This is a genomic window from Streptomyces sp. NPDC028298 (assembly GCF_055565895.1).
Genome location: NZ_JBVHTL010000004.1, coordinates 172,747 through 192,026, shown reverse-complemented (window position 1 = coordinate 192,026; position 19,280 = coordinate 172,747). Strand labels below are relative to the sequence as shown.

Annotated in this window: 19 protein-coding genes; 14 read left to right on the top strand and 5 right to left on the bottom strand. The window is 73.2% G+C overall.

The window, feature by feature from the left end:
- Positions 1-6: 6 nt before the first annotated feature.
- Entirely contained in the window at positions 7-423 is a 417-nt protein-coding gene (locus tag ACZ4TO_RS19830) for a winged helix-turn-helix transcriptional regulator (protein ID WP_382793965.1), read from the bottom strand.
- 129 nt (positions 424-552) lie between these two features.
- On the opposite strand from ACZ4TO_RS19830, the gene ACZ4TO_RS19825 reads away from it, so the two are divergent.
- The 3 genes from ACZ4TO_RS19825 (at position 553) to ACZ4TO_RS19815 (ending at position 3,349) form a co-directional block, all read left to right on the top strand.
- Positions 553-1,407, top strand: a complete 855-nt coding sequence (locus tag ACZ4TO_RS19825; RefSeq protein WP_468024878.1) for an SDR family oxidoreductase — start codon at positions 553-555, stop codon at positions 1,405-1,407.
- Positions 1,408-1,615: 208 nt separating this feature from the next.
- Entirely contained in the window at positions 1,616-2,707 is a 1,092-nt protein-coding gene (gene rarD, locus ACZ4TO_RS19820) for an EamA family transporter RarD (protein WP_468024877.1), read from the top strand.
- Between the two features lie 165 nt (positions 2,708-2,872).
- The gene (locus tag ACZ4TO_RS19815) at positions 2,873-3,349 is read left to right on the top strand and encodes a VOC family protein (protein WP_385049335.1); all 477 of its coding nucleotides are present in this window, start codon (positions 2,873-2,875) and stop codon (positions 3,347-3,349) included.
- Between the two features lie 137 nt (positions 3,350-3,486).
- Here ACZ4TO_RS19815 and ACZ4TO_RS19810 read toward each other — a convergent pair whose 3' ends face one another.
- Genes ACZ4TO_RS19810 through ACZ4TO_RS19800 form a run of 3 tightly spaced genes read right to left on the bottom strand, consistent with a single transcriptional unit; the run spans position 3,487 to position 7,663 of the window.
- Positions 3,487-5,847, bottom strand: a complete 2,361-nt coding sequence (locus ACZ4TO_RS19810) for a DNA polymerase III subunit gamma/tau domain-containing protein (RefSeq protein ID WP_468024876.1) — start codon at positions 5,845-5,847, stop codon at positions 3,487-3,489.
- Positions 5,848-5,855: 8 nt separating this feature from the next.
- Positions 5,856-6,614: a hypothetical protein gene (locus tag ACZ4TO_RS19805; protein WP_385049341.1), complete on the bottom strand. Its 759-nt coding sequence runs from the start codon at positions 6,612-6,614 to the stop codon at positions 5,856-5,858.
- A gap of 14 nt (positions 6,615-6,628) precedes the next feature.
- The gene (locus ACZ4TO_RS19800) at positions 6,629-7,663 is read right to left on the bottom strand and encodes a peptidoglycan DD-metalloendopeptidase family protein (protein ID WP_468024875.1); all 1,035 of its coding nucleotides are present in this window, start codon (positions 7,661-7,663) and stop codon (positions 6,629-6,631) included.
- A 173-nt stretch (positions 7,664-7,836) separates the two neighbouring features.
- On the opposite strand from ACZ4TO_RS19800, the gene ACZ4TO_RS19795 reads away from it, so the two are divergent.
- The 11 genes from ACZ4TO_RS19795 (at position 7,837) to ACZ4TO_RS19745 (ending at position 18,657) form a co-directional block, all read left to right on the top strand.
- Positions 7,837-8,466 (top strand): DUF6668 family protein, encoded by a 630-nt coding sequence (locus tag ACZ4TO_RS19795; RefSeq protein WP_468024874.1) that lies wholly within the window; start codon positions 7,837-7,839, stop codon positions 8,464-8,466.
- Positions 8,463-8,720: a hypothetical protein gene (locus tag ACZ4TO_RS19790; protein ID WP_467849245.1), complete on the top strand. Its 258-nt coding sequence runs from the start codon at positions 8,463-8,465 to the stop codon at positions 8,718-8,720. The genes ACZ4TO_RS19795 and ACZ4TO_RS19790 overlap by 4 nt, the downstream gene beginning before the upstream one ends.
- Positions 8,721-9,202: 482 nt before the next feature.
- On the top strand, positions 9,203-9,502 hold the full coding sequence (locus ACZ4TO_RS19785; RefSeq protein ID WP_386592954.1) for a hypothetical protein: 300 nt from the start codon (positions 9,203-9,205) through the stop codon (positions 9,500-9,502).
- A 39-nt stretch (positions 9,503-9,541) separates the two neighbouring features.
- Positions 9,542-10,312: a DUF8175 domain-containg protein gene (locus ACZ4TO_RS19780; protein ID WP_385049352.1), complete on the top strand. Its 771-nt coding sequence runs from the start codon at positions 9,542-9,544 to the stop codon at positions 10,310-10,312.
- A 1-nt stretch (position 10,313) separates the two neighbouring features.
- Positions 10,314-11,456, top strand: a complete 1,143-nt coding sequence (locus tag ACZ4TO_RS19775) for a hypothetical protein (protein WP_382793932.1) — start codon at positions 10,314-10,316, stop codon at positions 11,454-11,456.
- A 154-nt stretch (positions 11,457-11,610) separates the two neighbouring features.
- Complete coding sequence (locus ACZ4TO_RS19770; RefSeq protein WP_385049355.1) at positions 11,611-13,104, top strand: SCO6880 family protein; 1,494 nt, start codon at positions 11,611-11,613, stop codon at positions 13,102-13,104.
- Complete coding sequence (locus ACZ4TO_RS19765; RefSeq protein WP_468024873.1) at positions 13,101-14,615, top strand: ATP/GTP-binding protein; 1,515 nt, start codon at positions 13,101-13,103, stop codon at positions 14,613-14,615. Before ACZ4TO_RS19770 ends, ACZ4TO_RS19765 begins: the two co-directional genes overlap by 4 nt.
- A gap of 136 nt (positions 14,616-14,751) precedes the next feature.
- Entirely contained in the window at positions 14,752-16,509 is a 1,758-nt protein-coding gene (locus ACZ4TO_RS19760; protein ID WP_385049361.1) for a type IV secretory system conjugative DNA transfer family protein, read from the top strand.
- 112 nt (positions 16,510-16,621) lie between these two features.
- Complete coding sequence (locus ACZ4TO_RS19755; RefSeq protein ID WP_468024872.1) at positions 16,622-17,074, top strand: DUF4913 domain-containing protein; 453 nt, start codon at positions 16,622-16,624, stop codon at positions 17,072-17,074.
- A gap of 18 nt (positions 17,075-17,092) precedes the next feature.
- Positions 17,093-17,404 (top strand): hypothetical protein, encoded by a 312-nt coding sequence (locus ACZ4TO_RS19750; protein ID WP_382793917.1) that lies wholly within the window; start codon positions 17,093-17,095, stop codon positions 17,402-17,404.
- Positions 17,401-18,657 (top strand): zeta toxin family protein, encoded by a 1,257-nt coding sequence (locus ACZ4TO_RS19745; RefSeq protein ID WP_468024871.1) that lies wholly within the window; start codon positions 17,401-17,403, stop codon positions 18,655-18,657. Before ACZ4TO_RS19750 ends, ACZ4TO_RS19745 begins: the two co-directional genes overlap by 4 nt.
- Positions 18,658-18,680: 23 nt before the next feature.
- On the opposite strand, the gene ACZ4TO_RS19740 is transcribed toward ACZ4TO_RS19745, so the two are convergent.
- Positions 18,681-19,238, bottom strand: a complete 558-nt coding sequence (locus ACZ4TO_RS19740; protein WP_468024870.1) for a hypothetical protein — start codon at positions 19,236-19,238, stop codon at positions 18,681-18,683.
- Positions 19,239-19,280 lie beyond the last annotated feature (42 nt).

Below are 19,280 nucleotides of genomic sequence, written 5' to 3'. Positions count from 1 at the left end.
ACGGTTCTACGAGGCCCGGGGCGCGCGTCCCCGGGCTTCGTCGTACGCGCCGCGGGCCCGCTCGACGTCGGCCATGCGCTCGCTGGTCCACAGCGCCAGCGACCGCACCTGCTCGGCGGCCTCGCGGCCCAGGTCGGTCAGGGAGTAGTCGACGCGCGGCGGGATGACCGGCTTGGCGTCGCGGTGGACGAGCCCGTCGCGCTCCAGGGTCTGGAGGGTCTGGGTGAGCATCTTCTCGCTGACGCCCTTCCCGACCCTGCCGATCGCGCGGCGCAGCTCGCTGAAGCGGTACGAACGCTCCAGGAGCTCGATCAGGACGAGGACGCCCCAGCGGCTGGTGACGTGTTCCAGGACCAGGCGGTAGGGGCACATCGCCTCGTCGGCGTCGTACCCGTCCGTTGCCTTCACGCTGCTTACGGCCATGCCGACACCTTACTCGAAAGTGGGTACCTTACGTCGAGGTGGGCACCTTACTTCAAGGTGGGTACTTTCCAACAGTTAGTGCAGCTCCTAGGGTGAGTGACATCCGCACCCCACAAGGAGATGTACGCCATGAGCATCGTCGTCACCGGAGCCACCGGACACCTCGGCCGTCACGTGGTCGAGCAGTTGCTGGAGAAGGTCCCCGCCGAGGAGATCACCGCCGTCGTGCGGGACGAGTCCAGGGCCGCCGACCTCGCGGCCCACGGCGTACGGCTCGCGGTCGCCGACTACAACACCCCCGAGACCTTCGACGGCCTCTTCGCGGCCGGTGACAAGGTCCTGCTGATCTCGGGCAACGAGTTCGACAAGGGCCGCGTGGGACAGCACCGCGTCGTCATCGACGCGGCCGGGGCCGCCGGGGTCGCGCTGCTCGCCTACACCAGCGCCCCCGGGAGCCTGACGGCCGCGCTCGTCGACGACCACCGCGCCACCGAGGAGGTCCTGCTCGCCTCCGGAGTGCCCTACACGCTGCTGCGCAACGGCTGGTACCACGAGAACTACACCGAGAACCTCGCCCCGGCGCTCGCGCACGACGCCGTCGTCCAGGCCGCGGGCGAGGGCCGGGTCGCCTCCGCCGCGCGCGCCGACTACGCCGCCGCCGCGGTCGCGGTCCTGACCGGCGAGGGGCACGAGAACAAGACGTACGAGCTGAGCGGCGACGAGGCGTGGGGCTTCGCCGAGTACGCCGCCGAGCTGAGCCGCCAGACCGGCAAGGAGATCGTCTACAACCCCGTCTCCCCCGAGGCCTTCGCCTCCATCCTGACCGGCGCCGGGCTGCCCGAGGCCTTCGCCGGGATCCTCGCGGGCGTCGACGCCTCCATCGAGAAGGGCGAGCTCGCCGGCACCCCCGGCGACCTGTCCCGGCTCACGGGCCGTCCCACCACGCCGATCGCCGAGGCGGTCGCGGCGGCGCTGAAGGGCTGAGACCTGGGCGACGCCCGGCGCCCTCCCCGGTGCCGGGTTCCCGGAACGGGCACCCCTGCCTGTCATGACCGTATGGCGATACGGGCATGACAGGCAGGGGTGTGCGGCGCTACCTTCTTTCATGCTGCACGGAAGTTCCCCGACCGCACGGGAGCTCCGGGCCGCGGGACGCGGCAGACGTCCGAGACCGTGGGAGAAGGAGACGCCGGTGGCCGGGAAGTCGAGAGGCGAGCAGCACATAGGACTGCTGAACGGCTTCGCGGCATACGGGATGTGGGGGCTCGTCCCCCTGTTCTGGCCGCTGCTGAAGCCCGCCGGAGCCATCGAGATCCTCGCCCACCGGATGGTCTGGTCCCTCGCGGTGGTCGGGGTCCTGCTGCTGGTGATGCGGCGCTGGGCCTGGGCGGGCGAACTGCTGCGGCAGCCGCGCAAGCTCGCGCTGATCACGGTGGCGGCGGCGGTCATCACCGTCAACTGGGGCGTCTACATCTGGGCGGTCAACTCCGGGCACGTCGTCGAGGCCTCGCTCGGCTACTTCATCAATCCCCTGGTCACCATCGCGATGGGCGTGCTGCTCCTCAAGGAGCGGCTGCGGCCGGTGCAGTGGGCCGCCGTGGGTGTCGGCGCCGCGGCCGTCCTGGTCCTGACGATCGGCTACGGCCGCCCGCCGTGGATCTCCCTCTGTCTCGCCTTCTCCTTCGCCACGTACGGCTTGGTGAAGAAGAAGGTCAACCTCGGCGGCCTCGAATCGCTCGCCGCCGAGAGCACGATCCAGTTCCTGCCCGCGCTGGCGTATCTGGTGTGGCTGGGCTCGCGGGGCGACGCGACGTTCGCCGCGCAGGGACCGGGGCACGGCGCGCTGCTCGCGGCGACCGGTGTGGTCACCGCGATCCCGCTGATCTGCTTCGGCGCCGCCGCGATCCGCGTGCCGCTGTCCACCCTGGGCCTGCTCCAGTACATGGCGCCCGTGTTCCAGTTCCTGCTCGGCATCTTCTACTTCCACGAGGCCATGCCGGCCGAGCGGTGGGCCGGGTTCGCGCTGGTGTGGCTCGCGCTGTCGCTCCTGACGTTCGACGCGCTGCGGAACGCGCGCCGGGGCGCGCGGGCCCTGCGGGAGTCGGCCCTCGCGGCGAAGACCCAGGGACTCTCCGAGGTCCAGGGACTTCCCGAGGTCCAGGGGCCTGCCGCCGAGGTCACGGAGATCGCCGCCGTCGCCGCGGGTACCGCGACCGAGGCCGCGGGGATCGCCGCCGGCACCGTCGGCTCCGCCGGCCGGACGGGTGCACACGGCACCTCGTGAGGAACGGACGGCCGCGCCGGGGCTGAGCCGGAGGGCTCGCCCCGGTGCGCGGTGAGGGCCGGCCCGGCTCGTACGAGCGGTGAGGGCCGGGCCGGCTCGTACGACACGAGGGTGGTCCGGCGAGTGACCTTGCCCCTGTGGCCGGGCAGCCACTATGAGTGGGTCATGACGCCGAATCCCGTGCCCGCACCCGCACCCGTCCACTGGAAACTCGTCATCGACGCCGCCGATCCGCACGCGCAGGCCGACTTCTGGTCCGCCGCGCTCGGCTACACGGTCGAGGACAACAGCGCCTTCATCGAGGGGCTGCTGGGCCTCGGCGCCCTGCCGGCCGACGCCACCGTCGACTTCCACGGCCGCCCGGCCTTCCGGGACCTGATCGCCGTACGGCATCCCGAGGACCCGTACGACAAGGAACGCGGCACCGGCCTCGGGCGGCGCCTGCTCTTCCAGCGCGTGCCCGAGCCCAAGACGCAGAAGAACCGGCTCCACCTCGACCTGCACCCCGGCGAGGGGCGCCGCGCCGACGAGGTCGAGCGCCTCAAGTCACTGGGTGCCGGAGTACTGCGCGAGGTGAAGGAACCGGCGGGCGAGTGGGTCGTGATGACGGACCCCGAGGGGAACGAGTTCTGCGTCCACTGAGGCGGGTGGCCTGGCCGGCCGGGCGATCGGGCGAGTGGCCCGGGCGGGCGTGCGGCTGAAGCCGGGCGGACGGCCGCACGCCCGGACGACCACCAGGCGGCCGGGACCCGTGTACGGGGGCCCGACCGCCACTCTCCTCACTCGCCGTGTGCCCGGGGCGTCCGGGTGTACGGGTTGTCCGCCGCGAGACGGGCGCGTTCCGCGAGGCGGACCATGCGGGTGCGGGCCGATTCGAGTTGTTCGAGGTCGTCGGCGGCGGGACCGTCGTCGGCCGCGAGCTCGGTCCACAGTCCGATCAGGTCCCGCCCGAGGTGCAGGCCCTGGAGGGGATCCCGGACGGCGCGCCACGCGGCGGCCGCGCTCTGGACGTTGCCGTAGGCGGCCCCCGCGTCCCGGTGGCGCCGGCGGACCCTCGCGAGATCCAGCGACAGATGGAACGACCTGAGCGCGTCACCGGCCAGGTAGGCGATGTACGCGGTCAGCTCGCGCAGCTTCAGCACCTCGGGGTGTTCCTGGCCCAGCGACTGCGCCGCCTCCGCGACGGCACGCTCCGCCATCCCCGCGGCGGCCTCGATACGGCCCATCTTCACGGCCTCGTTGATCCGCGCGACGGGCTCGGCGAGGAACGCCGACGCGGCGTCCCGTTCCGCGGCCGGCCCCTGAGGACTCGGGGCGAGCACCGCCTCGGCCACGGCGTCGAAGCCGCGGGCGGGAGTGGGCTTGGGGTCCGGGTCCGGTTCCGGGCCCAGCAGCGACAGGGCCTCCGCCGCGGAGGCCCGCTTCCGTTCCGGGGCGACCGCCTCGGGTTCGGGGGCACGCTCCGGCTCCGGCGCGGAACCGGTCACCGGGGCCGGGCCGAACTCCCCCGTCGGGGCGGGCACATCGGCGGCCGCCGATTCCGGCACCGCCCGCAGAACCCGCGTCGACGCGGCCCCGGGCAACGGCCTCGGTTCCGGTACGGCCCGCAGGACGAAGGTGGACGGCGTGGGAGCACCGGGCTCGGCGGCCTCGGCCGGGGGCACCGGAGCGGGGCCGACGGCGGGGCCGGCCGCGAGGGCGACAGCACCGCCGCTCACCGGACCGGTCCCGGCGCCCGTGCCCGAATCCGCAGGGGCGGGGGCAGGAGCGGCCTGCGGCACGCCGGGCGCGGACGCCGGGGGCGCCTGCGGCACGGACCCGGGCTGGCTCTGGGACTGCGGCTGCGGCTGCGGCTGCGGCACGACGAACTCGGCGGTCACCGCCGGTTCCGGCCTGCGCACGGGCGCGGGCCGCGACTCCGGGGCGAAGTCCGGGCGTACCGCCGGCTCGTGCTTCCACGCCGGTGCGGGCTGCGAGTCCGGGCGAGCCTGCGGCGCGGGCGCGGACTGAGGTACGGGCGCGGGCTGCGACTCCGGGCGGGTCTGGGACTCGGGCGCGGGCTGGGGTACGAACTCCGCCGTCACCGCCGGTTCCGGCCTGCGCACGGGCGCGGGCCGCGACTCCGGAGCGAACTCCGGGCGGGCCTGCGGCGCGGGGGGTGCCGTTGGCGGGTACGCCGGTGCGGGCGCGGGTGCCGCCTCGGACGTCGTCGCCGGGGTCTCGCCCTCCGATCCCGGGATCGGTCGCGCTTCCGGGTCCGGCACCGCACGCAGAACGTACGTCGCCTTGTCCCGGCGCGGAGCGACCGGCGCCTCGGTGGACACCGGGGCGGACGGAACCGGCGGAGCCGGCACCTCCGGACGCCGCGGAGCCGGAGGCTGCGACGCTCCCTGGACCGGCGCCCGCGGAACATCGGCGACCGGATGTCCCGGGCGCTCCTGAGCCGGCGGTTGCGGACGCTGTTCCGAGGTCGGCGCCTGCGGGCGCTGCCCCTGGACCGGCGGCTGGGACTGCGGGTGCTGCTCCGGAGTCCGGGGCTCCGGGCGGTACTCCGAGACCGGAGACTGCGGGTGCCGCGCCGGTGCCGGAGGCTGCGGGCGGCGCTCCTGGGCCGGGGCCTGGAAACGCCCCTCCGGAGCCTGGGGCTGGGAGCGCTGGTCAGGAGCCTGGGGCTGGGAGTGCTGGGCCGGAGCCGGGGGTTGCGGGGGGCGGCTCTGGGTCGGGAGGCTCGGGCGCCCCTCGGGGTGGGCCGGGGGTGCCACGCGGACCGGCTCCGCCGTGTAGCGGCTGGAGCCGTCGACGTGGACCTGGAGCGGTACGACGAAGCCGATGCGTTCGTCGTGGATGCTGGCCAGCACCGGGTGGCCGGTGGCCAGGGCGAGGCGGTGGAGGTAGTTCAGGATCGCGCCCTGGACCGTCTCGCCGGGCGCGGCCACGACCGGCATCCCGCCGACCGTGGCGCAACCCTGCATCCCCGCCACCCCCGCGGTGCCCGGGGTGCCCGGCGCCGCCCCGGCGTCCGCGGACGCCGGCACGTGTACCTCGATCGGCGTCATCCCCGCGGCCGGCTGCCCCCCGGCACCGGCCGTCGAGCGCTGCCGCTTGAGTTCCCGCTTCTGTTCGCGGCTGAGTCGAGACATCGGTTCCCTCACGAAGGGGTGGTCGAGGACGGGTTGGAGGACATCATCGAGGCCGAGTCCGAAGGCGACATCGGCGTCGAGGGCGAGACCGACGGCAGCGGAGGCGGATCGGCCGCTTCCACGGTCGTCACTTCGGCGACGCGCCAGGGACGGCCGCCACTCGCCCGGGTGAGCTTGAGGTAGACGTTCGCGCGCGGCCCCGTACCGGTCCAGCCGTCGCGGCCCTGAGCCGTGCCCTCCACGTAGAGGGCACGGTAGGCCAGGACGGCCGTGTCGGCGGGCCCGTCGGCGTCGTCGTCCGGGGTCACCTTCACCGTGGTCCAGGCCCGGTGACCGGCCCAGGTGTTCCACTCGGCGCCCGCCCCGCTCGCCGGGTGGTACGACCGCTCGGCCGCGGCCTTGGCCGGGGTGAACCAGCGGGCGGACCGCAGTATGGCGTCGTGGGGACCGTAGTCGTACTTCGTGTCATAGCCGTACGCCACCTCCGCCCACGCCTCCGATACTTCCGTCGCGTCCGTCCCGTCGACACCCGACGGGCTCGGCACATGTGCGTCCGTGCCCAGCGGCCTGCCCGGCGGGAGCGAAGCCTTCGGTGCCACGGACGGCACCGAGGAGGGCGACGAACCCGGCGCGCCCACGTCTTCACGATGGTCCCGCAGGCCACAGCCCGTCAACGCCAGGATCCCGGCCACGGACACGACCGTCAGCGCGGTGAAGTTCCCGCGCGTCGCGGTGCGGACCGGTGTACCCGTCCGTGTCGTCCTCATCCTCGCCTCCCTCCTCACTTCAGTCCCAGCCAGGGTGCCGGATCCACGTACGTGCCGTTCCGCTGGACCTCGAAGTGCGCGTGCGGTCCTGTCGAGTAGCCGGTGGAGCCCACCTCGCCGACCTTCTGGCCGACCTGCACGTGCTGGCCGACGTGCACGCTGAGGCTCCGCATGTGGTTGTAGGTCGTCGAGATGCGGGCGCCGTCGATGGTCCCGTGCGAGATGACCACGCGGTTGCCGTACCCGTTGGACCAGCCCACGAACGTGACCGTGCCGTCCCGGGCCGCCTTGAACGGCGTACCGGCCGCGGCGCCGAAGTCGATCCCGGTGTGCAGCTTGTAGACGTGCAGGATCGGATGCATGCGCATGCCGAACGGCGAGGTCACCCGCGGGTTGCCGGAGAGCGGCATCGCCATCTGCTGCCCGGCGGGGATCGTGCCCGGCGGATCGTCCACCGATTCGTACTTGGGTATCAGGGACTTGATGCGGGCGACGTAGTTCCGGGTCTCGGTGTACGGGGGCATGCCGTGGTACTGGTGCACCGCGCCCGGTCCCGCGTTGTACGCCGCGAGCGCGAGGTCGAGGGTCTCGCCGCTCGCCTCGCCACGGTTCTTGTATCCCTCGACCGTCTTGGCGAGGGCGCAGTCGTAGCGGCCCTGCGCCATGATCGCGTCACCGGGATCGAACGGCGAGGCCCGGCCGTTGCCGTCGTCGTCCTTGCCCCAGTTCGGCCAGGTCCCCGGCATGAACTGCGACAGACCCTCGGCACCCACCGGAGAGCGGGCGTTGGGGTTCCAGCCCGACTCGGCCTCGATCTGCGCCGCGATGACCGCCGGCTTGATGACGTCGCACATGGCGCCCGCCTTGAGCACCCACGGAACGTAACTCGCGGGCACGGCACCGTCCTTCAGTCCCCCGCCCGCGCCCGACCCCGGATCCTCCTCGCTCGACGCCCCACTCACCGCGACCATCATGACCACCGGCAGGATCACGGCGGCCAGGCAGCCACCGACCACCCAGGTCGTGGTGGATCCGCCCCCGTTGGACATCGGCCCCCCTCAGCCTCATGTTCCGGTCGTGTACATGCAGTCGAGTCTCTCGGTTCCCACCCGATTCCCGCGTCACCACGGCGTCACAGGCTCGTCCCAGGAACTCACGCCCCGTTACCCAACCCGCCCGGACGCCGGGAGGATCGGTGCACCGACGAGGAGAGAGAGCACCCATGCAGGGGATCGAGGGGGTGGCGATGCGGGCGGACGAGAGCCAGGCCGTGCGCGGGAGCGCGGGAGCACCGCAGCATGGAAGCGGAGGCAGGGTGCCGCACACGAACGGGTCACGCGGCCCGGCCGGGCCCGAGATATGGATACGCGGGGCGGTCGGGGAACCGGAGGGGTCGTCGCGGGGGTACGAGGAGGAGCACCAACCCGTCGTACAGGCACGGCGGTTCTCCTGGATCGCCACGCACGGCGGAGCCGGTTCCTCGACGCTCGCCACCGTCTTCGGCGGCCACGACGCGGGCCGCGACTGGCCCCGCCCCGACCGGGGCGAGCCGGCCTCGGTCCTGCTCGTCGGGCGTACGCACGCGGCCGGCCTGGACGCCGTGTCGCACACCCTCGACATCTTCCGCCGGGGCGACGCGCCGCCGGGACTCGAGCTCGACGCCATCGTCCTGGTCGCGGACGCGCCCGGCCGGCTGCCGCGCCAACTCGCCCAGCGCATCAAGGTGATCAACTCGGTCGTCGACGTCTACCGGGTGCCGTGGATGCCGGCATGGCGCACCGGCGACCTCGCCGGGCCACTGCCGCGCGAGGCCGCCTCCCTGGCCCGCCTGACGGGAAGGACCGCGCCGTGACCGCCCTGCACACGCTCGCCGCGACCCCGCTGGCCGTGGACGCGAAGGTCACCGACCAGCTCGACTACGTCCTCGGCATCATCGCCTGGCTCGTCACCGCCGCCGGCGTGGCGGGCCTGATGATGGTGGGTTCCCGGATGGCCCTGGCCGTCAAGTCCGGTGAGTTCGAGGAACACTTGAGCCAGTTCCTGATGGTGCTGGGCGCCTGCGTGATCGGCGCCACGGCGGGACCCATCGTGGGCTTCGTGCTCTGAGCCGCCCACCGCCCGTCACTTATCAACTGGCCACTCGCGACTCGCGACTCGCGACTCGCGACTGCGTCATCCGCCAACCACCGACTGCCGACCGCGCATCCGTCATCCGGCATCCGTCACCCGCCGGACATCGTCCGCCGCCCGCGCGGTGCGGCGATCCTTCGAGGCACCATCACATCTGATGGTGCCTCAGCTCTTTCCCGCGCCTCCCACCTCGTCTTTCATGACGGTCTCTTCCCGTCTGTCACGGACACGTCACCGACAGGTGCTGGTCTCCTACATCGCTTGGCCCCGGCCCACAGGAGTCGCCAAGCTCACTGTGCACCGGGAACACGGGGCGTCCCACGGATCTTCATCGCCCCCAAGTACCGCTCTCGGCAAGCACGTACCGCTCGTACCGAGCAAGTGCCGCTCAGACCCGGCGAGTTCCGCATCCGTCCCGGACGGGGCGCGCGAGCCGCCGGCCATATCGGGGAGAAACCATGTTCAAGGCGATAGCAGCCCAGGCCCACCAGTACGTCTACCTGGCGGACGGCAAGATCCCCAACCCCGACCGTGACGCGCCGGGTGCGCTGACCGGCAAGGTCGACACCGTCCTCGGCATCCTCGCCTGGGCCGGCACCGCGGCCGGCGTCGCGGGTGTGCTCATCACCGGCGCCATGATGGCGATCTCGATGCGCCGCGGCGAGGGCTCGGAGCACATGGGCCGCCTCGGCATGGTGCTCGGCGGCTGTGTCCTGGTGGCCACCGCGGGCCCCGTCGTCACGTTCGTCTTCGCCTGACCGACGCTCCGTCCGAGCCTGAGCGAAGGGAGCGCAACCATGCTGAACTCCGGTCGGCCCCAAGGGGGCAGCGGAGAGTGGGAACAGCCGTTCTGGCAGCAGCGAAGCTGGATTCTGTCGGCCGGGTTCCTGCTGGTGCTGCTCGTGCTCGCCGTCTTCACGATGATCGGCGGGGGCAAGGGGACGCCGACGACCGCGTCGGGCGGTGACGGGCCCACCCCGTCCGCCGATCCGGGCCGGGACCGCGGCGGCCGGCCGGACAGCCGTCCCGCCGGCTGCCGCACCGACGACAGCGACCAGGCCAAGCCCGCCCGGGCCCCCAAGGACTTCACGTGGAAGGCCGACGGGACCGGCCTGGTCCCGGTCTCGCGAACGGCCGGCCCGCTCGCGTTCGACGGACCGGTCTGGTCCTGCTTCGCCCACACGCCGACGGGCTCCGTCATGGCCGCCCACGCCATCACCGACCACCTGAGCTACCCGGGCTGGCGGAAGGTCGTCGACCGGCAGGTCGTCCCCGGCGCGGGCCGCGACGCACTCGTCGCGAGCCGTGCCGCGGCGGGCGACAAGCCGACCTCGGGAGCGCCCGACGGGGGCGGCTACGCCGGCTTCACCGTCCTGTCGTACGACAAGGAGAAGTCGACCGTGATGTTCGTCGTGCGGGTCCCCGGCAAGAACGCCTACGGCACCGCCTCGGTGACCCTGCGCTGGCTGGACGGCGACTGGAAACTCGCGCCCGACGCCGACGGGACCGTCTATTCGGGCATGTCGCAGATCAGCGGCACCAAGGGCTTCGTCACCTGGGAGGTGTGAGATGTCGTGTTCCTGGCGGGTGTACGACTGTGTGATCGACGAGGTCGGCACGCAGCTCACCGACAGTGCCGTGGTGGCCTTCGCCAAGGCGATCGGCGACGCGACCGCGGCCGTGCTCAAGGCGCTCAACGGCGTGTGGATGCACGTGGACGTGGGAGACGCCTCCGGGCCCATCGCCAAGATCGACGCCGAGGTCGACTGGCTCGTCGGCTACGTGGCGGTGGCCTCGCTGCTGATCGCGGCGATCCACATGGCGCTGGAGCGCAAGGGCCAGCCCATGAAGCAGGCGTTCATGGGGATGTGGAAGGTCATCCTCGTCGGCGCGGTCGCCGTCCCGGTGGTCCAGGCGCTCACCAGGGCCTCCGACCTGTACGCGCAGGACGTGTACGCGAAGTCCGACCTCGGCGACCAGGCGTCGACGATGCTCGGTGTGCTGACCCTCGACCAGCCGGGCCTCATCCTCATCTTCGGCCTGCTGGTGATGCTGTCGAGCTTCGTGCAGATCTGTCTGATGTACATCCGCATCGGCGTCCTGATCATGCTGGTCGGCACCCTGCCGCTGGCCGCCGTCTCCTCGATGACCGGGTGGGGAGAGGGCTGGTGGAAGAAGCACGTCGGCTGGCTCGCCGCCTGGCTGCTGTACAAACCGGCGGCCGCGCTCATCATCTACTCGGCCACCTCGATGACCAAGGACACCAAGAACCTCGACCAGACCATCGCCGGTCTGGGCATGCTGATCATGGCGGTGTTCGCCCTGCCCGCCCTGCTCAAGCTGATCGTCCCGGCGACGGCGGCCCTGGGCGGCACCTCCGGCGGCACGGTCACCCTGAACGCGGTCAACAACGTCGCCACCGGAGCCGTCAGCATCGCCGCGGGCGGTGCCGGAGGCGGCGGGGGCGCCGCCGGTCCGCAGGGCTCGCCGTCCGCGGGCGCCGGAGCTCCGGCGAGCGGTGGCGCGGGCGGCGCGGGTGCGGCCGGAGGCGCCGCTGCGGCGGGCGGCGCGGCCGCCGCGGGCGCGGCCACCGGCGGCGCGACCCTCGCCGTGCAGGCCGCCGCGGTCGCCGTGCAGACCGGTGTCGCCGCGGCGAGCGAGGTGGCCAACTCCCTGAACGACAACGACGGGATGAAGGGCCACAACCAATAGCGGCCCCGCGGCCGAGGAGCCACAGAAGCCTCAGGAGCCACAGCGCTCAGCGAGTTCCGGGGCGGCGCGCGGGCCGCCGTCACCGGGCCGGCAACCGCCCCGGAACTCCACCCCCGTCACGTATCCAGCGCTTCGAGCCGGAAGAAGGAACCCCATGTCCACCGACGCCATGACGCGTCCCACGTACGGGAACTGGCGCAGGCCCCGCCGTCCCGGACTCGGTCCGCTGGGTCTGCTCGGCACCGTCGTCGCCTTCGGCGGACTGCTGGTGGCGCTACTGGCTTCCCTGGTCTCGCTGGCCGCCGCGGTCGTCGTCCTCGTACCGGTGAGCCTCTTCCTCGCCCCGCTGGCGCTGCGCACGGTCGACGGCCGCAACGTCTACCAGGTCCTCGCCATCCGCGTCGGCTGGGCGCGGCGCAAGTCGACCGGCTCGCACACCTACCTCTCCGGACCGCTGTCCAAGCGCCCCGGCGGCCGCTACCAGCCGCCCGGACTGCTCGCGCGCACCCGCATGCACGAGGGCCGCGACGCCTACAACCGTCCCTTCGGCGTGCTGCACCACCCGGGCCGCGGCCTGTACACGGTGGTGCTGGCCTGCGAACCGGACGGCGGCTCGCTCGTCGACCCCTCCCAGGTCGACATCTGGGTGGCCTCCTGGGGCGACTGGCTCGCACGGCTCTCGCACGAGCCCGGCCTGCGCGGCGCCCAGGTGGTCGTGGAGACCGCCCCGGACACCGGGACCCGGCTCGCGGCCGAGGTGCTCCCCCGGATCTCCCCCGACGCGCCCGCCGCCGCGCGCGCCGTGATGGAGGAGGTCGTCGAGCGCTATCCGTCGGCGTCCTCCGAGATGCACACGTACATCGCCCTGACCTACGGCCCGACGGGCGGCCCCAAGCGCGGCACGGACGACATCGTCACCGATCTGTCGATGCGGCTGCCCGGACTGCTGTCCGGGCTGGTCGCGGCGGGCGGCGGCAGCGCCTACCCGCTGCCGGCCGACCGGCTCGCCGAGATCGTCCGGGTGGCGTACGACCCCGCCATCGCCCCCGATGTGCTCAGCGCCCGCGCCGAGCACGCCACGACGGGGGTCGAATGGGGCGACGCCGGCCCGGCCGCGGCCGTGGAGACCGTCACCTCGTACAAGCACGACTCGGGCGTCTCGCGCACCTGGATGCTGACGCTCGCGCCGCGCGGCACGGTCCGTTCCAGCGTGCTGCGCGGGCTCCTCGAACCGGCTCCCGGCACCCGCCGCAAGCGGGTCTCCCTGATCTACCGGCCCATCGACCCGGCGACCTCGGCCCGCATCGTCGAGTCCGACCGGCGCACCGCGCACTTCATGGCGGGCTCGAAGCGCGGTCTCGTCCAGGCGCGGGCCAGTTCGGAGATGCAGGCCGCCGAGCAGACCGCGGCCGAGGAGGCGGCGGGCGCGGGACTCGTGGAGTTCTCGCTGATGGTGACGGTCACCGTGGACGACGAGGAGCAGTTGCAGGACGCGGGCATCACCGTGCGCAACCTCCAGGCGTCCTCGCGCATCCTGATGCGCCCGGCGGACCGGATGCAGGCCGCGGCCTTCACCTGCACGCTGCCGGTCGGCCTGCTCCCGTGGGAGCACACCCTCGTCCCGTACCAGATCAGGGAGGCACTGTGAACGCCCGGCAGCCGCAGGGGAACCAGTTCACCGCACCGCCGCGCGGCTGGTACGGCCCCGCGGGCGGCCAGGTCGGGCACGTCGACCCGCCCGCGCTGTGGCGCGCGACCACCGTGCAGGCGTGCGGGCTGTGGCCGTTCGCGGCCGGCTCCGGCGCGCCGATGACCGGGGTCCCGCTCGGACAGCATCTGCACACCGGGGCGACGGTGTGCGGAGACCCCATCTCCTGGTTCACCCGGGCCCGTTACATCTCCAACCCGTCGCTCTTCATGCTCGGCATGCCGGGCCTCGGCAAGTCCACCCTGGTCAACCGCATGCTCATCGGCATGTCCGCGACGGGCATCACGCCCCTGGTCCTCGGCGACCTGAAGCCCGACTACGCCGACACCGTACGGGCGCTCGGCGGCCAGGTCATCTCCATCGGGCGCGGGGTCGGCGGCATCAACGTCCTCGACCCGGGCGCGATGGGCGAGGCGGCGGCCCGCATCGGCGGCGAGCGCGGCCAGATCCTGGCCGCGGAGGCCCACGGCCGGGTGCTGAACATGGTCGCGGCGCTGATCACCATCGTGCGCGGACGTCCGATGGACGACCACGAGCAGTCGGTGCTGTCCGCCTGTCTGCACCATCTCGCCGAGCGTACGAAGCCGGGGCGGGCGCCGCTCCTGCCGGATCTGCTGAAGGTGCTGGACGAGGGTCCCGACCGGGTCCGGGCGGTGACGCTGGACCGCGGGAACGTGGCCCGCTACCAGGAGGCCGTGGACCCGCTGCACCGCTCGCTGCTCGGCGTGCTCGACGGCCCGCTCGGCGACACCTTCGCGACCGAGACGTCCACCCGGATCAACCCGGCGTCGCCCGCCGTCTGCGTGGACATCTCCCGCATCGGCGAGGCGGACACCCAGCTCACGGCCGCGGCGATGCTGGCGGCCTGGTCGGACGGGCTCGGCACGGTCGCCGCCGCGCACGCCCTCGCGGACGCCGGACTCGCCCCGCAGCGCTGGTTCTTCACCGTCCTGGACGAGCTGTGGCGGCCGCTGCGGGCCGCCTCCGGCATCGTGGAGCGGATCGACGCGCTGACCCGGCTGAACCGCTCGCTCGGCCTCGGCGACGCGAAGATCACCCACACGCTCAAGGACGCCGAGGCCCTCGGCAGCGAGGCCGACCGCGCGAAGGCCCGCGGGTTCGTGGAGCGGGCGGGCATGGTCGTGTGCGCCGGGCTGCCGCGGTCGGAGATGCGGGAACTGGGCGAGATCGTCGGCATGTCCGAGCGCGAGATCGAGCTCGTGTCGTCCTGGTCGTCGCCGCCCGGCTGGGCGAGCACCGGCGGCAACGAGGAGCCGCCGGGCCGCGGACGGTTCCTGATCAAGGTGGGCGGCCGTCCCGGCATCCCGATCAAGGTCTCCATCACCGACACCGAACGGGCCCTGCACAACACGAACACCCGCTGGTCGGAGGCCGGCAAACCGTCCCTGCACAAGAATCCCGGCGCGGGCTTCAGCCCGTCCGGCGTTTGAGGACAACAGGGCAACACCAGCCCGTCCGGCGTTTGAGGACCCGCGCGGAGCGCGGCCGGGGGGTCCGGGGGCACCACCCCGGGACGGGACGGGCAGGGGCGGCGGGGGCGAGAAACATCCAACGGGGGGAGCAGAGTTGAGCAGCACACGCAAGACGGGACCCGGAGCCGGGGAGGACCTCCTCCCCTGGATCGTGCCGGGAGCCGCGTTCCTCATCGGCATCGCGTTCTTCGGCGCCTGGCTGGGCGGCACCCTGGGCGCGGCGGCGACCGGCGCCGGCTGGCACCCGCCCCCCTTCGCCCTGTCCACCCTCTCGACCCTGGTCAAGGAGGGCCCAGGACCGCTGTGGCCGACGGCCTCCCCGACCGCGCTCACCGCCGGCATGGCCACCGTCCTCGGCACGGTCGTGGCGGCGATCACCGTCCTGATCGCCCTCGTACGACGCCGGCTCACCGCGCCCACCGGCCTCGCCGGCCGCAAGGAGCTGGCCGCCCTCCTGCCCAAGGGCGCCGCCCGCCGCGCCCGCGAACTCCGCCCGGCCCTGGCCAAGCTCGGCAAGGTCACCCCGGACGACACCGGGAACCTGCTCGGGAACCTCGAACCCCGCGGCCCGGAACTGCGCTCCAGCTACGAGGACGTCGAGCTCGACCTGATGGCACCCCGCGCGGGCAAGTCCACCGGCATCGCGGTCCCGCGCGTCCTGCGCGCCCGCGGCAGCGTGCTGCTGACGTCCAACAAGGCGGACGTGTACAGCGTGACGCGGGCGGAACGCGAACGGGTGGGCCGGGTCTGGACGTTCGACCCCCAGGGCATCGCCCACACCCCGCGCGGCCTGTGGTGGGACATGCTCGCCGAAGCGGCCACGATCGAGGGCGCCCGCCGGCTGGCCGGGCACTTCGTCGGCGCCGTCAACGACGACGCGTCCCGCCGCGACTTCTGGATCTCGGCCGCCCAGAACACCCTCACCGCCCTCTTCCACGCGGCCCAGCGCGGCGGTCGGCCGATCGGCGAGGTCCTCGCCTGGCTGGCCGACCCGGCCGACCGCACCCCCGTCGACCTGCTGCGCGACGCCGGGATGACCGCGCTCGCCGACCAGTTGCAGGGCACCGTGCAGGGCGCGGTGGAGACCCGGGACGGCATCTACGAGACCAGCCGCCAGTGCGTGGCCTGTCTGCTCGACCCCGCGATCGCCGCATGGGTGACCCCGGATCCCGCGCTGCCGCAGTTCTTCCCCGACCGCCATGTGCTGTCCGCCGACACGCTCTACCTGCTCTCCAAGGACGGCGGCGGTTCGGCGGCCGGTGTCGTCGCCGCGGCCGCCGACGCCGTCCTGCGCGCGGGAGTCGTCGCCGCCGAGCGGATGGGCGGACGCCTCGAACCGCCGATGACGGCGGTCCTGGACGAGGCCGCCAACGTCTGCCGGATCTCCGATCTCCCCGACCTGTACTCCCACTTCGGCTCCCGGGGCATCAACATCGTGACCCTGCTCCAGAGTTACCGGCAGGGCGCACGGGTCTGGGGCGAGGCGGGCATGGACGCGCTCTGGTCGGCCGCGACCATCAAGCTGCTCGGCGCGGGACTGGACGACGCCGACTTCGTGGAGAAGGTCTCCCGGCTGGTCGGCGAGCACGACGTGTCGACGGTGAGCTGGTCCAGGAGCAGGGACGGACGGTCCCGGTCGACGTCGTACCGCCTGGAACGCATCCTGCCCGCCGACCGCATCCGCGCGCTGCCCAAGGGCACCGCCCTGCTCCTGGCCACCGGCATCCGCCCCGCCCTGGTCCGGCTCCGCCCCTGGTACGCGGAACCCGGCGCCGACCGCATCGCGACGGCGGCCCAGGCCGAGGTGAAGGCCATCACCGCCCGCGCGACCGAGAGGATCACGTACCGATGACATCCGCGCCCACGGCCGGTCGGGGAAGCCGAGGTCGGGTGAAGTCCGCCCCCGAAACGGCCCGACGCGGCCGACGTCCTGTGCCGTCCGTCGCTGAAAGGAAGCCTTCTCGATGACGATCGACGCGGCCGAGCAACAGCCCGCCGGTGCACCGCCGTTCATCCTCTTCCTCGACGGCCCCGAGTACGCCGGGGAGATGAGCCGGCTGGCCGCCTGGGTGAGCGACCTGCTCCTTCCCGTCTACGGCCGCGAGGTCACCTCGCAACAGCCCTGGTGCCCCCGCTGGTGGGAACACCCGGAGGCCGTCGCCCGGCTGCACGGGCTGTGGCTGGCCTGGCAGGAGCACACCGACCCGGCGGCCGGGGCGTCCGGCCCCGCCGTCTGGCACCGGGACCACCTCGGCGCCGTACTGTCCGAACTGCGTTCCCCCAGCGGCCCCTTCGCGGGTTGCAAGGGCGGAAGCCACCGCCCGAAGACGCCACCCGCGGTCGAGCCGTACGAGGACGCCGCCGCCGCGTCCGCCCACCGGCCCGACCCGGATCCGTACGAGACCAGTCTCTGGTAAGCGAGGAATACTCCGCCCATGAACGACACCCCCGCACCCGACGCGTCCGCGGCCGACTCGGCCCCTTCCCTGCGTGCCTATCTGGGGCTCTACGCCGCCGGCTTCGTGGAACGCGAGCAGATGATCGCGACCGTCGCCGGCTGGCCCTTCGAGGACGAGGAGGGGCAGGACGAGGGACATCCCGAGCCGACCCATCAGGACAACACCCTGTCCGTGCTCGCCGCGGCACGGCTGCTCGGGCAGGTGACCCGCGAGGACGTGGCCGAGATCCAGCGCAGGATCGACAGCCGGTCCGACGGCCCGGCCGACGGCCCCGAGCACCGGCCATGACCGCGGGCGAGCGGCCGGAGGCGGGGCTCAGACCCGAATACCGCGCGTTGTACCGGGAGTTGCAGAACCGGATGTCACCGGGCGGCGATCTCGCGCCGGGCGACGGGGACACGTTCGCCCGCTTCCGGCACGGCGCCCTGTGGACGCCGGACCGCGAGCGGATGCACTCCGCGATCCTTGAGGAGTTCGCCGCGCGCTGCACCGGCCTGCCGCGCGACGGCCATGCCGCTCTGCTCACCGCCGGGGCTCCCGGCGCCGGGAAGGGCGGCGCGCTGCGCGGGCTCGGCGAGTGGCAGGGGCGCGACGACGAGCTGGGGCACGCGCTGAGGCGGGTGCACGGCATCGACGTACGCGACTACGTGGTCCTGGATCCGGACCAGTTCAAGGTGGCGATCTTCGAGCACGGTGGATCGCCCCATCTTCCGTACCCCGCCCGCGTGTTGTCCGACGGGCGACCGGTCGCGCCGTCCGAGACGGCCTCGCTCACGCACCGGGAGTCGGCCTTCCTCCAGGAGGTCTTCGAGCAGTGGGCGCGCTCCGAGGGCTACAACCTCCTCTACGACGCCACGCTGCGCGACCAGCGCTGGAACGAGAAGCTCCTCGGCGATCTGCGCCGCGACGGCTACGACCGGCGCGTCCTGCTGTCGGTCGAGGTCCCCGTCGAGCAGTGCCTCGCCCAGAACGCCGGCCGCTGGCAGGACGGCCGCGCCGCGTTCGACGCGGGCCGCGACCCGTACGGCGGGCGCATGGCCCCCGAGGTCATGATCGAGGACCTGTACGCGCGGGCCACCTCGGGGCGCGGGTTCTCCGTCGGCCGGGAGAACGCGGAGAAACTGGTCGAGGGAGGGCTGGCCACCGCGTTGATCACCTCGGATCGGGGGGTGTTCCCCGCCGTGCGGGGGGCGGGGGCGGCCCCGGTGAAGGGGCTCGGCGTCTCGGAGGGGGCGGTGTCGGGGCCGGGGGTTTCGGCTGGTTCTGTGCCAGGGCCGGGGGTTTCAGCCGGTTCTGTGCCGGGGCCGGGGGGTGCGGCCAGTGCCGTGTCGGGGGCCGGGGTCTCGGCGGGTGCAGTGTCGGGGGCGGGCGTCTCGGCCGGATTCCGGCAGGGGGATGCCACGGTCCGGGTCGCCTCGGCGGCACGTCTGCGGTCCGGGGGCGGGAGTGCCTCCCCGGCTGCCGGACGGACGACGGCCGTTCCGGGCGGTGGCTCTCCGGCCGCCGCGGCCGTCCCGCGTCCGGCACCCCGGACGCCGTGAGCGCCGGGAGCGCCGTGCAGGGCCTACGTGTTCTGGTGCGGGCCCACGGGGGCGATGCTCTCCAGGATGCGGCGCTTGCGGGCGACGTTCTCCTCGAGCGCGGCGCGCACGAAGCGGTGCGGGGTCCTGTCGTACACCTCGCGGCCGCGCTCCGAGGTGAACAGCTCCTCGGGGACGCTGTCGACGCCCCGCGGAAGGAACTTGAGGACTTCCTCGACCGCCGCCAGCGCGAACGCGGAACCCTCGCGGTGCGCATGCCCCTCGGCGTACGGGGTGTGCAGCAGCCTCAGCCCCGTGTCCGTGGCGATCTGGTCACTGACCCACAGGAACTCCCCCGGGTCGATGATCCGCGAGGGCTCGGACCCGCCGAACGCCGGTGGTGCGGGCGGGAGTTCGTCGGCGAGCCGGAACGCGAAGGAACGGGCGCGGCCGCACTGGGGGCAGACGCCCTCGTACACCGCGACCAGGACACCGTCGCGCTCGTCGAGACGGTGCTCGCGCTTGAAGCTCTCCGCCCCGCACGCGCACGCGTGCAGGTCCATGTAGAGGTGTGCTTCCTGCGTCGAACGGGCGATCAGCATGCCGAGATCTTACGTGCCACGAGGCCGTTCAAGGGGGAAAGT

What these genes read in the sequence shown, in the direction of transcription:
- ACZ4TO_RS19830 (WP_382793965.1), bottom strand. Translation starts at nt 423, where the DNA reads ATGGCCGTAAGCAGCGTGAAGGCAACGGACGGGTACGACGCCGACGAG.
- ACZ4TO_RS19825 (WP_468024878.1), top strand. Translation starts at nt 553, where the DNA reads ATGAGCATCGTCGTCACCGGAGCCACCGGACACCTCGGCCGTCACGTG.
- ACZ4TO_RS19815 (WP_385049335.1), top strand. Translation starts at nt 2,873, where the DNA reads ATGACGCCGAATCCCGTGCCCGCACCCGCACCCGTCCACTGGAAACTC.
- ACZ4TO_RS19810 (WP_468024876.1), bottom strand. Translation starts at nt 5,847, where the DNA reads ATGTCTCGACTCAGCCGCGAACAGAAGCGGGAACTCAAGCGGCAGCGC.
- ACZ4TO_RS19805 (WP_385049341.1), bottom strand. Translation starts at nt 6,614, where the DNA reads ATGAGGACGACACGGACGGGTACACCGGTCCGCACCGCGACGCGCGGG.
- ACZ4TO_RS19800 (WP_468024875.1), bottom strand. Translation starts at nt 7,663, where the DNA reads ATGTCCAACGGGGGCGGATCCACCACGACCTGGGTGGTCGGTGGCTGC.
- ACZ4TO_RS19795 (WP_468024874.1), top strand. Translation starts at nt 7,837, where the DNA reads ATGCAGGGGATCGAGGGGGTGGCGATGCGGGCGGACGAGAGCCAGGCC.
- ACZ4TO_RS19785 (WP_386592954.1), top strand. Translation starts at nt 9,203, where the DNA reads ATGTTCAAGGCGATAGCAGCCCAGGCCCACCAGTACGTCTACCTGGCG.
- ACZ4TO_RS19780 (WP_385049352.1), top strand. Translation starts at nt 9,542, where the DNA reads ATGCTGAACTCCGGTCGGCCCCAAGGGGGCAGCGGAGAGTGGGAACAG.
- ACZ4TO_RS19775 (WP_382793932.1), top strand. Translation starts at nt 10,314, where the DNA reads ATGTCGTGTTCCTGGCGGGTGTACGACTGTGTGATCGACGAGGTCGGC.
- ACZ4TO_RS19770 (WP_385049355.1), top strand. Translation starts at nt 11,611, where the DNA reads ATGTCCACCGACGCCATGACGCGTCCCACGTACGGGAACTGGCGCAGG.
- ACZ4TO_RS19755 (WP_468024872.1), top strand. Translation starts at nt 16,622, where the DNA reads ATGACGATCGACGCGGCCGAGCAACAGCCCGCCGGTGCACCGCCGTTC.
- ACZ4TO_RS19750 (WP_382793917.1), top strand. Translation starts at nt 17,093, where the DNA reads ATGAACGACACCCCCGCACCCGACGCGTCCGCGGCCGACTCGGCCCCT.
- ACZ4TO_RS19745 (WP_468024871.1), top strand. Translation starts at nt 17,401, where the DNA reads ATGACCGCGGGCGAGCGGCCGGAGGCGGGGCTCAGACCCGAATACCGC.
- ACZ4TO_RS19740 (WP_468024870.1), bottom strand. Translation starts at nt 19,238, where the DNA reads ATGCTGATCGCCCGTTCGACGCAGGAAGCACACCTCTACATGGACCTG.